This is a genomic window from Aliikangiella sp. G2MR2-5, assembly GCF_015687155.1.
GTDB lineage: Bacteria > Pseudomonadota > Gammaproteobacteria > Enterobacterales > Kangiellaceae > Aliikangiella.
The window spans coordinates 336,061-349,285 of sequence record NZ_JADPQF010000001.1; the positions used below are offsets into that span (position 1 = coordinate 336,061).

Consider the following 13,225-nt stretch of genomic DNA (forward strand, 5'->3'; position numbering starts at 1 on the left):
CTGATAAGGTTAAATGTCTACTCGGGACTAATTATCTTATTCATTCGGTAGTCATCCATAATATAGCCATTACCTATGTCTATTTGTATGGCTTCTATATTTTCGAAGCCCATCTTTAAGTAAGCCTCGTACGCGGGGTTGAATTTATTGACTGTTAACTCAATCTTGTTTGCCGCCGATTGCCTGGCCAGACTCTCGACAAAGGTAAGCATTTGACGACCGAAACCTTTGCCACGAGTTGATTGATCGAGATAGAACTTGCTCAGGAAAAGAGTATTACTTCGTGGTTGTACTGAAAAGTAGCCCACAGGCTGTTCGTCCTGTATAACCAAATAATACTGATAACCCTGCTCTATCTGTTCCTGAATGGCTGATTCGGACTGGAATTTTTCCAGCATGTATTCAACTTGAGCGGAGCCGATAATGGGGATGTAGTGTTCTTCCCAAATAGGCTTGGCTAGCAGACTTATTGCACCAGCTTCTTGCTTGGTTACGAGATTTATTTCTAGCATAGGGGTCTCTGGAACTAATTTTAATGAATCGCATCATAAAACATAAGAAAATTAAAGCAAACCCTTCTGTTTCTATAATAAGTAAGCGATAATCAGCAGCAATTGCTTCTAAACAGGCTGAATTGAAGCTTTAGCAAAAAGTCAGAGAATTAATGAGCGTAATTAATAATCGGAATTAAAAAGAAATATGTTTAATAAAATTAGAGGGCTGTTTTCGGCCGACCTTTCTATCGATCTCGGGACTGCCAATACTTTGGTTTATATGCGTGAAAAAGGAATCGTATTGAACGAACCTTCAGTGGTAGCAATACGACATGAGCGCGGCGGTAATAAGTCGATAGCGGCTGTTGGAAAGGATGCTAAAGTGATGTTAGGAAGAACTCCTGGTAACATCACAGCGATTAGACCTCTAAAAGACGGAGTTATTGCCGACTTCGAAGTCACAGAAAAAATGCTTCAGGAATTTATTCGTAAAGTTCATGACTCCAGTTTCTTCATGCGCCCCAGTCCTCGAGTACTGATTTGTGTTCCTTGTGGTTCAACCCAGGTAGAGAGGAGAGCTATCAAAGAGTCAGCATATGGTGCGGGAGCGCGAGACGTTTATTTGATTGAAGAGCCAATGGCTGCAGCTGTGGGTGCCGGGTTACCAGTCGGCGAAGCTCGCGGTTCTATGGTTGTTGATATTGGTGGTGGAACCACAGAAATCGCTATTCTTTCGTTAAATGGCGTGGTCTCTTCTGATTCTGTTCGAATTGGTGGTGACAAGTTTGATGAAGCTATCATCGACTATGTTCGAAGAAACTACGGTACAGTTATTGGAGAAGCTACCGCCGAGAGAATCAAGCATGAAATAGGAACGGCTTTCCCTAGTAGTGAGGTAATGGAAATTGATGTGCGCGGACGTAACCTCGCCGAAGGCATTCCAAGAAGTTTTACCATTAATAGTAATGAAGTACTTGAAGCTCTTCAGGACCCTCTGGCGGGCATGATTCGAGCTGTGCGGTCAGTTTTGGAGCAATCTCCGCCTGAATTGGCTGCAGATATTTCCGAGCGAGGTATGGTATTAACAGGTGGTGGTGCATTAATCAAAGACCTTGATCGCCTGTTCCTTGAGGAAACAGGGCTGCCGGTAATAGTGGCGCAAGATCCACTGACCTGTGTTGCCCGAGGTGGCGGCAAAGTATTAGAGACTATCGAAGAGCACGGAGGCGATCTCTTCTGGCAGAATTAGTTTGCAGCCTCTGAGTTTAAGCACTCTAATCTATTAAGTTCTCCTACTATTAAGACCCCGTAATTATTGCGGGGTAATTTCTTAAAAATCAATACAATAGGCAATATCTCGCTTTCTCATCTATACTCAAATCAAGAGTTTATCCGATAGAACGAAGTAATAATTGTCTACCTCTTCCGTTGTTATTCTTGGTCAAGTCTTTCTGGTACTTATCGTTGTCGCCGGAGCCCTTCTCTATTATCTGAACAACCTGAACAATGAGCTGCAAGACGCAATTGAGAGCTTTAGAGAAAAATTAAAAGATGAAAAACGCCATTCTAAAGGACTCAGGATTAAGGTTCAGGAACAAATTCGTACCATCGAATCGCTTCAAAGATTATTAGATAGCGAGAAATCGAAAGATAGTGACTTATCTAAACAACTAGAAGAGATTGCTGCGGAGTATGAAGAGCTTCAGGCCGTGCTCGCCAAGCTTGAGAAATCGGAAAGCAAGTTAAGTAAGAAGCTGAAGGATTCCGAACAAAGTGAAGAACTATTGAAAGAAACCCTGGATTCATTAAAGAGTCGGTTAAATGAGCTGGAAGACAAGCTGGAAGAGCAGAACACATCAGTTTTAGATAACACTCTTATGACTGACGTAGAAGAAGTGAATTATGAAGAGTTGTATCATGAGCTAAAGAACGCGATTGCTTTTAATATGACAGGAGGTGAGCAGGTATTGGATGTACTTCGCTCACGACTTCTGGAAAACGGCAACTATTCGGAAAGTGAACAATTAGGGCAGTTAAAAGAGCGATATAATTCCATTGGCGAAATGGTCGGAGTGGTTGATGATGTGACTATTTTTTCGGATGAACAGGCAGATTCGAAAACTAATGAGGAAGCTGAAGCGGAAATAGATCAGGCTGAAGCTTCTCTGGAGCAGGCCAATAAAACAATAAAACAAGCAGAAGCATTTACAACTTCCAATTTAAAAGAAAACGAAAGCCTGGAAGAGCAAATTAATTTACTGACCGGCAAGCTTTCTGAAGCTCTTAAAATAAAAGATAAGCTCAAAAAAGATCTTTCAATTACCAGTGAACAACTAATGGCCTTTGTTGCAAAAGCTAAGGTTTTTCACGCACAAAAAGAGCAAATTAGAATGCATAAGGCAACCCAGAACCAGATGCATAGAAATTATGTTGGTTTAAGTAATGAGCACAAAGAATTATCTCGTAAGTATCGTAATCTGGAAGCCAGAAACAAGCTTCTCCAAGTACAAGCAGAGTCCCAGAATGTCGATCCTGAACTGGTTAACAAGTTAGAAGGATTAAGGAGCAAGCTCGAGGAAAAAGAGTCAATCATGGACCGGCTCAAAGTTGAGAATGAAATGTTAGAGCAACAGTTTCTTAAGATATCGAAAGAGTCAACCGTCGCCGATGAGACAGCACAGGCTCTCGCTCGACTCACAAGCGAGCATCAGTTGCTAGAGCAACAATACCTTGAAGTTCTCAATGAACTGGACAAGACTGAATAAAGAGAAAGTTCCTGTAGCGGGAGGAGATCAGAGGGCTTCGCCTCGGGATTCGAGACATATAGTTGAATAACTGGAAGAACCGTCATCGAAAGTAAACTTTAAATCCAGTCGTTCTTCTTCGGGAATCTTGTCCAGTCGGGCAACCTTCTTAATCATTTTTTGCATATTGTATGTTTTTAACAGACGAAGCTCCGCAGATTTATCAACATTGTAAAAGCAGACCGCAATAATTGATAAAGCTTTGAGCAGAGCTTTGGCCAATAGCTTATCGTCAAATGGCTCTCCTCTAAATACGCTCGAGGCAAACTTCTCTGCGAGTTGGTCGGATGAAGTTGAATCCAGAATCTGAATGGCTTTGACCTTTTTATCCTTGTCTCCAAAAAGCGCAATTGTGCATGGCAATTCTAGTTCATTCACTGACACGGGTTTGACTTTTTCGACTTTTATTACATGACTGGTTATTGTCGACAATAAAGTACTCATTGCTGCCGGAGAGGGGAATATCAGATCTTTGATATGCGGAAAGGCATTGGTCAGGGTTGAAGCACCTGAAAGTGCCGGAATAAGGTTTTCTTTGAGAGTTTCTGCGGTAAAAGGTTTGTTTACCACAAACATTGCACCTGAAGCTTTTGCTCTTTTAAGAGACGACTCATTTTTCTCCGCAGTAATGAAGCCGATACGGGTTCCCAGCTTCAACTCGTTAACTTTTTCCAGTACTTGAATTCCGGTCATTTCAGGCATGTGCCAGTCGAGCAGAACCATGTCAGGTTGCCAATGCTTGATAATTTCAAGCGCCTCCTTACCATTGTCGGCATATTTGAAGTCATGATCTTTGTAGCCAGCATTGCTGAGTGTTCTTTGAACAATTGTTTGCATTGCCTTACTATCATCGACTATTAGGAACTTTAGGCTCATAAGTTAATGATTTATCGAATAAAAGAAGCTTCTTGATTAATCCTAGCTGGTAATTGGACTTTTGCAAATTTTGACAAAAGGCGCACACAAAAGATGGAATAGGATAGCAGGGTTATAAGGGAAGTAAAATCGGGGGATATTGGAAGATGAAGGACCCAGAGGTTGCTGTTCTGGGCTATCTAAAGTATTAACTGTCGTACTAATCCATCATTTCTGTTGCGAGCAAAGTATTATGCATCAAAGTTGCGACAGTCATTGGGCCAACTCCGCCTGGAACTGGTGTAATCCATGCTGCATTTTGTGAGGCAATATCAAACTCTACATCACCGGTGAGCTTTCCATTCTCCAAGCGATTAATGCCAACATCGATCACTATTGCATTTGGCTTTATCCATTCTCCTTTTACCAGCCCGGGAATTCCGACACCAACAACTACAAGGTCTGCTCTGCGCACTTGAGACTCAAGATCTTTGGTAAATTTATGGCAAACGGTAACAGTTGCTCCTTTAAGAAGTAGTTCCATTGCCATTGGACGGCCGACAATATTACTCGCTCCAACCACTACACAGTCCATGCCCTTTACATCTACCTCAATAGATTCCAACATTAGCATTACACCGTACGGCGTACAGGGTCTAATCTGAGGTATTCGTTGTACTAATCGGCCTATATTGTATGGATGAAAGCAATCTACATCTTTATCAGGATTAATTTTTTCGAGTATTTCACTAGAGTCCAAATGTGAAGGAAGTGGCAGCTGCACTAAAATACCATTGATGGAGTTGTCACCGTTCAGCTCATCGACCTTTTGCAGAAGTTCGTCCTGAGTAACTGATGCAGGTAGTTCTATTTTTCTTGAATTAAATAAGACCTCTTCACACGCATTAACTTTCTTGTTCACGTAAACAGAAGAGGCTGGATCTTCTCCAACCAAAACTACAGCTAGTCCGGGAGGGGCTTTGCCCTGATCTATTCGAGCTTGAACTTTTTGTTTGATGTCGGCACGAAGACGAGCGGCAATTTCATTACCATTGATCAGCTTTGCTGTCATTTGCTTGGATATCTCTAATAACTTGTGGAAATATAATCGCGTATTTTCTCAATTGTCGGAGTGGCTGCCAAGTAAAAGTTTGGAGAAACCCTGATAAAAGGTGATACTAAGCATGAATAGGTAGATTTTAAAAAGGCGAGCCTGAATTTATACATTATTGCGGATGGTTGACCAAACGTAGTTTATTACGCTAAATTTGAGCTAAATTTAACCAGGTACGGTTTGATTTTTAGTCGAATACAGGTGGAATGAAAAGTTTTTTAAAATTATTTATTTTCCTTGTTGACGGCGGTCAGATTAGCCAGTATTATTCGCCGCTCCTTGAGGAGCTCAGCTCCAAATGGGGAATGTCGGGGAATAGCGCAGTCTGGTAGCGCGCCTGCTTTGGGTGCAGGATGTCGGGGGTTCGAATCCCTCTTCCCCGACCAGGTACTTTAAGGAAAACAATTGCTTGTTGACGGTAATCTCAAGCAGCGGGGTTTCTTAGGAACGATGCGCCCGTAGCTCATCTGGATAGAGCATCGGCCTTCTAAGCCGAGGGTAGCAGGTTCGAATCCTGCCGGGCGTGCCATTACCGCCTAGGCGGAATGAAGATAAACCAGCTAAGTTACTGGTTTATAAAGAATTATGGTGGACGTAGCTCAGTTGGTAGAGCCCCGGATTGTGATTCCGGTGGTCGTGGGTTCAAACCCCATCGTCCACCCCATATCTAACTATTTAGATAAGAATAAATGTCTGAATGGTTGATTTACAAAGTGCGAGAGTGGCGGAATTGGTAGACGCGCTGGATTTAGGTTCCAGTGTCTTGCGGCGTGAGAGTTCGAGTCTCTCCTCTCGCACCACTTTGTAATCTTTATCAGGTATTCCTGGCCTCAGGATGCTGTCAGTATTTAGGCTTGAGCTGGATGGTGGTCGCCTGAGCTTTGGAGCGAGCCAAACATCTCTGGGATGCCCTGGCCGCAACTACATGCCTTAATTTCAAGGCACAAGCTCTAGCAAACTCCTCTTTAATCTAGTCTCAACTATGCGTATACTGACCAGTCCTTTTTGATGGGACAGCTCTTTTTAGGTGAAAATCCTGAAAAGAGGGGCTCTGGTTGACTTAGGTAGCCAGAAAATTACAACGTTTAACAGTCTAACCAGCAGCTATCACGACACTAGGTTTTAAGCAGGTTAGTCGATAAGAGAATTAAAAACTTAGTTGGAGCATATCAATGCAAGTTTCTGTTGAAACCACAAGTGGCCTAGAGCGTAAGCTTACAATCGGTGTACCTGCTAGCAAGGTAGACGATGTTGCGCTTGAAAGAATGAAAGAGTTGGCTAAAACTCAGCGAATGAATGGTTTTCGCCCAGGCAAAATACCGCTGAATGTAATCAAAAAGAGATTTGGTCCGCATGTTCGCCAGGATGTTGTTTCTGAAGTTATGCAGCGCTCCTTTTATGAAGCGGTTGTTCAGGAAAAGCTTCAGCCGGCGGGAGCTCCTCACATTGAGCCAGTCTCAATGGAAGAAGGTAAAGATCTTGAGTTTACTGCTACTTTTGAGATCTATCCTGAAGTAGCGCTTGAAGATTTATCTAAAATATCTCTTGAAAAAATCACTGCTGAAGTTGGCGATGATGATTTATCAAAAATGATAGACACGCTTCGTGAACAACAGGCAAATTGGGTTGAAGTAAAACGTAAATCCAAAGAGGGTGACCAAATAGTTATCGACTTCGTTGGAACAATTGATGGTGAAGAGTTTGCCGGTGGTAAAGCAAGCGACTTTGCGCTTGAGTTGGGCAAAGGTCAGATGATTCCTGGGTTTGAAGACCAGTTAACAGGAAGCAAATCTGGAGACGAAGTCACAGTTAAGGTGACTTTCCCTGAAGATTACCACAATAAAGAAGTCGCCGGAAAAGAAGCTGAGTTTGCAACGACTGTTAAAATCGTTAATAAAAAAGAAACTCTTAAAATGGGTGAGTTAGCAGAAAAACTTGGTATTGAAGACGGCAATATTTCTACTATGAAAGCGGATATCCGCAAAAATATGGAAAGAGAGCTTAAGCAAGCTGTCAACTCAAAGCTTAAGGAAAAAGTGATGGATTCTCTGGTGGAAGCCCACAACTTTGAAATTCCTAAGTCTATGATTGATCAAGAAATTCAACAGCTTAAGCAACAGGCTATGCAACAATTTGGTGGTCAAGGAGCTTCATTACCTGACCTACCTTCAGAGTTATTTGAAGAGCGAGCTACACGCAGAGTTAAGTTAGGCCTGGTTGTCGGTGAGATCATCAAGCAAAACAAAATTACTGCAGACAAAGATAAGGTTCGAAATAAGCTGGAGGAGTTGGCTTCGGTATATGAGCAACCTGAAGAAGTCATTAATTACTATTTATCTGATGAAAATCGTTTGAATGAAGTAGAACAGCTCGTTTTGGAAGATAGCGTTATTGAATTTGTAGAAGGCAAAGCTGAAGTGAGCGAGACTTCTATGAGTTTTGACGAGATCATGAACCCTAAGCAGGAAGATGCTCCAGCTGAAGAAGATAAAGAATAATAAATAATAAAATATCTTATTATTTACAAACCCGGTATTGAAACTGCTATAGTTAACCCCAAGGTTAACACCAGTGGTTTTATACTGGGTTTTTAGTTTCTGAGACAATAAATATAAGGATAAAAAAGTAATGACAACTCGTTCGATGTTAGAAGAACAAGCGCTCGGATTAGTCCCTATGGTTGTTGAGCAAACAGCAAAAGGGGAAAGGTCATACGATATCTATTCTCGACTGCTGAAAGAACGCGTGATTTTCATGGTAGGCCAAGTTGAAGATCATATGGCAAACTTGATTGTTGCCCAAATGCTATTTTTAGAATCTGAAAATCCAGACAAAGATATTTCTCTTTATATCAATTCTCCTGGTGGTTCGGTAACTGCCGGAATGGCCATTTATGACACTATGCAATTTATTAAGCCTGATGTCTCTACCCTCTGTATTGGGCAGGCTTGTAGCATGGGCGCCTTTCTTTTAGCTGGTGGAGCTAAAGAAAAAAGGTTTGCGCTACCTAATTCACGCATCATGATTCATCAGCCTCTAGGTGGTTTTCAGGGACAAGCATCGGATATTGAAATTCATGCTAAAGAAATTTTGAATATGAGGCATAACCTTAACAAGATTCTGGCTCATCACACAGGTAGAAAGCTCAAAGATCTGGAAAAAGATACAGATCGGGATAACTTTATGAGTGCAGAAGATGCCGCAGAGTACGGTATTGTCGATCAGGTAATCGCTTCTCGTTAATGGTTGATTTTGTTCCTTGATCAGATTAACTTCACAATATTCAAGGGATTTTGCAGTCCAGGGTCGACAAATTGGCGGTAAAAGGTCTAAGCTAGGTATAGAGTCCCTGCATCTATAAGGGACGCTGAAACAGAGAAAAATTGTTAAAGGATAATCGATGAGCGATAACAGAAAATCAGGTGGACGTGACGATAGCGGTAAGCTTCTCTACTGTTCTTTCTGTGGAAAAAGTCAACATGAGGTTCGAAAGCTTATTGCCGGGCCTTCAGTGTTTATCTGTGACGAGTGCGTTGAGCTGTGTAACGATATTATTCGTGAGGAAATTCAAGAAGTTGCGCAAGATAGTGACTCTAACAAGTTGCCAACCCCAAGGGAAATCAACGACATATTAGAACAGTATGTTATCGGTCAGCCGGCCGCTAAGAGAGTTCTTTCCGTTGCTGTTTATAACCACTACAAGCGCTTACAGTCGGGTAACCTCAAGAATGACGAAGTAGAGCTGGGTAAAAGCAATATCCTCTTAGTTGGACCAACAGGAAGCGGTAAAACTCTTTTGGCAGAGACATTGGCTCGGTTACTTAATGTGCCATTTACAATTGCAGATGCAACAACATTAACTGAAGCCGGTTATGTTGGTGAAGATGTAGAAAATATCATTCAAAAGCTCTTGCAGAAATGTGATTATGATGTGGAAAAAGCACAACACGGGATTGTGTATATCGATGAAATTGATAAGATTTCCCGTAAGTCTGATAACCCTTCAATTACAAGAGATGTGTCTGGTGAAGGCGTCCAGCAGGCGCTATTGAAGTTGATTGAGGGAACTGTAGCTTCTGTCCCTCCACAAGGCGGTCGCAAACATCCTCAGCAGGAATTTCTACAAGTGGACACTAGCAGTATCCTGTTTATCTGTGGAGGTGCATTTGCTGGTATGGATAAAATTATCCGCGACCGTTCAGAGCGCTCAGGTATTGGTTTTAGTGCGCAGGTTACGAGCAAAGATGAAAATAAAAATATCGGGGAAATTTTTAAAGATATTGAACCTGATGATCTGGTTAAGTACGGGCTTATTCCAGAGTTCGTTGGTCGACTTCCAGTTGTTGCAACCCTTGAGGAGCTCGACGAAGAGTCGCTAGTTCAGATCCTTTCTGAACCGAAAAATGCGCTGACTAAACAGTACGCCAAGTTATTTGAAATGGAAGGTGTAACTCTGGAATTTAGAGAAGATGCATTAAGAGCTGTTGCGCAAAAGGCTATGGAAAGGAAAACTGGAGCTCGTGGACTTCGCTCTATTGTCGAAAAAGTATTACTAGACACAATGTATGAACTGCCTTCTATGGAAGGTGTTACCAAAGTTGCTATTGATGCAGCCGTCGTTGATGGTGAATCAGATCCTCTCTTGATTTATGAGAGTCAGGACAAGAAGATAGCATCAGATAAATAATAATTGTTTATACTGCAAAAAACTGGCGAAAGTCAGTTTTTTGCAAACAAAGTCGTTGAAACTAAACTAATCACCCCAATATACCCTGTAAGAGTTTTCTTTATTTGTTTTTCTGCAAAACGAACTAAATCGTTTTGTCATGCACTAATCTAATTGAAGTAAGCGATTTGATATAAGCTCTGATTAAAGTGTAAGTTGGAGCGAGACAAAGCTGGCGCATAAGCGCTAAATATTAAGAATTTCGAGACTTAAGAGATAAACTATGTCTGACGTAAGCAGCAAAAATCAGTTACCAGTATTACCACTACGCGATGTAGTGGTATTTCCGCATATGGTCATTCCGCTTTTTGTTGGACGTGAAAAGTCCATAAAAGCACTTGAGTTGGCTTCAGAGGGAAGCAATAAAGTTCTGCTGGTTGCGCAAAAAGACGCCAATATGGACGACCCGGGTGCAGAGGATATTTACACTCAGGGCTGTGTAGCCAATATATTGCAGATGCTAAAACTACCCGACGGCAACCTTAAAGTATTGGTTGAAGGAGAATCCAGAGCCAGTATTGAAAAGTTAACTGATGATGACGGTTTATTGATGGCTGATTTTCGCGACAAGCCATCGGAAAGTCCAGCGCCGCAGGAAAAAGATGCATTGTCTCGCTCAGTAAAGGCAATGTTTGAAAACTATATCAAACTCAACAAAAAGATACCGTCAGAAGTTCTTAATACTGTTTCGGCAATTGAAGATGTCGAAAAGTTGTCAGATACAATAGCTGCCCACCTTGTCTTAAAAATTAAGGAGAAGCAGGCTATTTTAGAAATTGATAGTGTTTCCGAGCGTCTAGAGTACATTATGGGCCTAATGGAATCTGAAATCGATTTGCTACATGTTGAGCGAAAAATTCGTGGTCGAGTCAAAAAGCAAATGGATAAGAGTCAAAGAGACTATTATCTCAATGAGCAGATGAAAGCTATTCAGAAAGAATTAGGGGACGATGATGGGACGGCTGACCTTGAGGAGCTTAAGGAAAAGATTACTTCTGCCGGAATGCCTAAGGAAGCTAGAGAAAAAGCAGAATCAGAACTTAAAAAGCTAAAAATGATGTCACCGATGTCTGCTGAAGCTACAGTTGTGCGAGGCTACATAGACTGGATGCTGAATATACCCTGGAAGAAACGTAGCAAGCTAGATAGTGACATTGAAAAGGCGCAAAATACTTTGGAAGCCGACCATTATGGGCTTGAAGAAGTAAAAGACAGGATATTGGAATATCTGGCAGTTCAAACCAGAGTGAAGAAGTTGAAAGGGCCAGTATTGTGCCTGGTCGGCCCTCCTGGTGTTGGTAAAACCTCGCTTGGAGAGTCAATTGCCAAAGCTACGGGCCGAAAGTTTGTCCGTATGTCACTCGGCGGGGTGAGAGATGAAGCTGAAATTAGAGGTCACAGAAGAACCTATATTGGTTCAATGCCGGGCAAAATCTTGCAAAAGTTAAGCCGCGTTAAAGTTAAAAATCCGCTGTTTTTGCTGGATGAGATCGATAAAATGGCAATGGATATGCGCGGCGATCCCGCATCTGCGCTGCTTGAAGTGCTGGATCCGGAACAAAACTCTTCTTTCAACGATCATTACCTCGAGGTAGATTACGACTTATCCGAAGTAATGTTTGTATGTACAGCCAATTCCATGAATATTCCCGGGCCTCTGCTTGACCGAATGGAAGTAATCAATCTTTCAGGCTATACGGAAGATGAAAAGTTAAATATTGCTACTAAGTATCTTCTTCCGAAACAAAAGAGAGCTAATGGGCTTGAGGACGATGACCTACAGTTATCTAAATCAGCTATCACATCTATCGTACGCTACTATACAAGAGAAGCGGGAGTTCGTAGTCTTGAACGCGAGATATCAAAAGTTTGTCGGAAAGTTGTTAAGCAACTTTTATTTGATAAAAAGCGTAAGAGCATAAAGGTGAATACCAAGAACATTTCAAAGTTTCTCGGCGTTGAAAAGTATGATTACGGAAAGGCCGGTGAGAACGATCAAGTCGGTCAAGTTACAGGGTTGGCGTGGACTCAAGTTGGTGGTGATTTGTTGACAATCGAAGCTGCAGTTACCAGCGGTTCAGGAAAAGCCTTATCAACCGGCCATCTAGGTAATGTTATGCAGGAGTCAATCAAAGCTGCCATGACCGTTGTTCGGAGTCGAGCTGAGTCACTTGGGATTGAAGAGGATTTCTACCAAAAGAAAGATATTCATGTCCACGTACCTGAAGGAGCCACTCCCAAAGATGGACCCAGTGCTGGTTGTGCTATGTGCACTGCGTTAGTTTCAGCTCTTACCGGCATCGCTGTTCGAAGAGAAGTTGCGATGACAGGTGAAATTACTTTGAGAGGAGAAGTTTTACCAATTGGCGGTCTAAAGGAAAAACTATTGGCAGCTCACCGCGGAGGTATTAAAAAGGTTTTAATACCTCATCAGAATGTTAGAAATTTGAAAGAGATTCCTGACAATGTTATCGGTGATTTAGAGATTATTCCTGTCAAATGGATAGACGAAGTTCTGGAGAAAGCTTTGGTTAGTATGCCCTCCCCATTAAGTAAGGAAGGCGAGTCCTCTGTAGCCCAAAAGGAAGCTGTAGAGGTGGAAAGTGACAATACATCCGAAGCTAAACCTCACTAACTATTTCCAGGATATCTCCGGATTAACATTTAAGGCTGGTCAATTCGGAGAAAAAACGCACTAAAATTGACCAAAGCCGCGGATTTTCTGGGTTTAAGGCGATTTGTTGCTTGACAGATAATTTGCTGGATTGGTATAAAGTTATCCGCGAGGGGCATATACTAATGAATTCCAATCTATGCTCTCAAATTAACTGATAAGAATTAAAGGGGAATTAAGTGAATAAATCTGAACTAGTAGATGCAATCGCATCAGGTGCCGATATTTCTAAAGCTTCAGCTGGACGTGCTCTGGACGCAATGCTTGACTCAATCACAGAAACTCTTCGCAAAGGTGATCAAGTAGCTTTAGTTGGTTTCGGTACTTTTTCTGTAAAAGAGCGTGCTGCTCGTACAGGCCGTAATCCTCAAACAGGTAAAACTATTGAAATCCCTGCTGCAAGAGTTCCTGGTTTTAAAGCTGGTAAAGGTCTTAAAGACGCGGTAAACTAGCGCACCGTTTTATGGGCGCTTAGCTCAGTTGGGAGAGCATCGCCCTTACAAGGCGAGGGTCGCTGGTTCGAGCCCAGCAGTGCCCACCAATCTTTCCATTGAAATA

At 42.0% G+C, this 13,225-nt stretch carries 10 protein-coding genes and 5 tRNA genes; 12 read left to right on the forward strand and 3 right to left on the reverse strand.

The genetic code is table 11. The features are described from left to right. Nucleotides 1-17: 17 nt before the first annotated feature. Nucleotides 18-512, reverse strand: a complete 495-nt coding sequence (locus IYN84_RS01410) for a GNAT family N-acetyltransferase (protein WP_196137385.1) — start codon at nt 510-512, stop codon at nt 18-20. 187 nt (nt 513-699) lie between these two features. Here IYN84_RS01410 and IYN84_RS01415 point away from each other — a divergent pair, with 187 nt between their 5' ends. Together IYN84_RS01415 and IYN84_RS01420 are read left to right on the forward strand one after the other, a co-directional pair. Further along, nucleotides 700-1,743, forward strand: coding sequence for a rod shape-determining protein (locus IYN84_RS01415; protein WP_196137386.1), 1,044 nt, complete (start codon nt 700-702; stop codon nt 1,741-1,743). Nucleotides 1,744-1,906: 163 nt separating this feature from the next. Next, nucleotides 1,907-3,259: a hypothetical protein gene (locus tag IYN84_RS01420; RefSeq protein ID WP_196137387.1), complete on the forward strand. Its 1,353-nt coding sequence runs from the start codon at nt 1,907-1,909 to the stop codon at nt 3,257-3,259. Nucleotides 3,260-3,286: 27 nt separating this feature from the next. Here IYN84_RS01420 and IYN84_RS01425 read toward each other — a convergent pair whose 3' ends face one another. Both IYN84_RS01425 and folD read right to left on the reverse strand, forming a co-directional pair. Continuing rightward, nucleotides 3,287-4,174: a response regulator gene (locus IYN84_RS01425; protein ID WP_196137388.1), complete on the reverse strand. Its 888-nt coding sequence runs from the start codon at nt 4,172-4,174 to the stop codon at nt 3,287-3,289. A gap of 199 nt (nt 4,175-4,373) precedes the next feature. Beyond that, nucleotides 4,374-5,225: a bifunctional methylenetetrahydrofolate dehydrogenase/methenyltetrahydrofolate cyclohydrolase FolD gene (folD, locus tag IYN84_RS01430; RefSeq protein ID WP_196137389.1), complete on the reverse strand. Its 852-nt coding sequence runs from the start codon at nt 5,223-5,225 to the stop codon at nt 4,374-4,376. A gap of 351 nt (nt 5,226-5,576) precedes the next feature. Here folD and IYN84_RS01435 point away from each other — a divergent pair. The 10 genes from IYN84_RS01435 (at nt 5,577) to IYN84_RS01480 (ending at nt 13,208) form a co-directional block, all read left to right on the forward strand. Then, a tRNA-Pro gene (locus IYN84_RS01435) sits at nt 5,577-5,653 on the forward strand. A gap of 66 nt (nt 5,654-5,719) precedes the next feature. Beyond that, nucleotides 5,720-5,796: transfer RNA gene (locus IYN84_RS01440), tRNA-Arg, on the forward strand. 59 nt (nt 5,797-5,855) lie between these two features. Continuing rightward, a tRNA-His gene (locus IYN84_RS01445) sits at nt 5,856-5,931 on the forward strand. Between the two features lie 51 nt (nt 5,932-5,982). After that, nucleotides 5,983-6,067, forward strand: a tRNA-Leu gene (locus IYN84_RS01450). A 372-nt stretch (nt 6,068-6,439) separates the two neighbouring features. Then, nucleotides 6,440-7,765, forward strand: coding sequence for a trigger factor (tig, locus tag IYN84_RS01455; protein WP_196137390.1), 1,326 nt, complete (start codon nt 6,440-6,442; stop codon nt 7,763-7,765). Nucleotides 7,766-7,895: 130 nt separating this feature from the next. Beyond that, complete coding sequence (gene clpP, locus IYN84_RS01460; protein ID WP_196137391.1) at nt 7,896-8,510, forward strand: ATP-dependent Clp endopeptidase proteolytic subunit ClpP; 615 nt, start codon at nt 7,896-7,898, stop codon at nt 8,508-8,510. Between the two features lie 157 nt (nt 8,511-8,667). Continuing rightward, complete coding sequence (clpX, locus tag IYN84_RS01465; protein ID WP_196137392.1) at nt 8,668-9,954, forward strand: ATP-dependent Clp protease ATP-binding subunit ClpX; 1,287 nt, start codon at nt 8,668-8,670, stop codon at nt 9,952-9,954. Nucleotides 9,955-10,216: 262 nt separating this feature from the next. After that, nucleotides 10,217-12,628, forward strand: a complete 2,412-nt coding sequence (gene lon / locus IYN84_RS01470; protein WP_196137393.1) for an endopeptidase La — start codon at nt 10,217-10,219, stop codon at nt 12,626-12,628. A gap of 218 nt (nt 12,629-12,846) precedes the next feature. Then, entirely contained in the window at nt 12,847-13,119 is a 273-nt protein-coding gene (hupB, locus tag IYN84_RS01475) for a nucleoid-associated protein HU-beta (RefSeq protein WP_196137394.1), read from the forward strand. 13 nt (nt 13,120-13,132) lie between these two features. Continuing rightward, nucleotides 13,133-13,208: transfer RNA gene (locus tag IYN84_RS01480), tRNA-Val, on the forward strand. Nucleotides 13,209-13,225 lie beyond the last annotated feature (17 nt).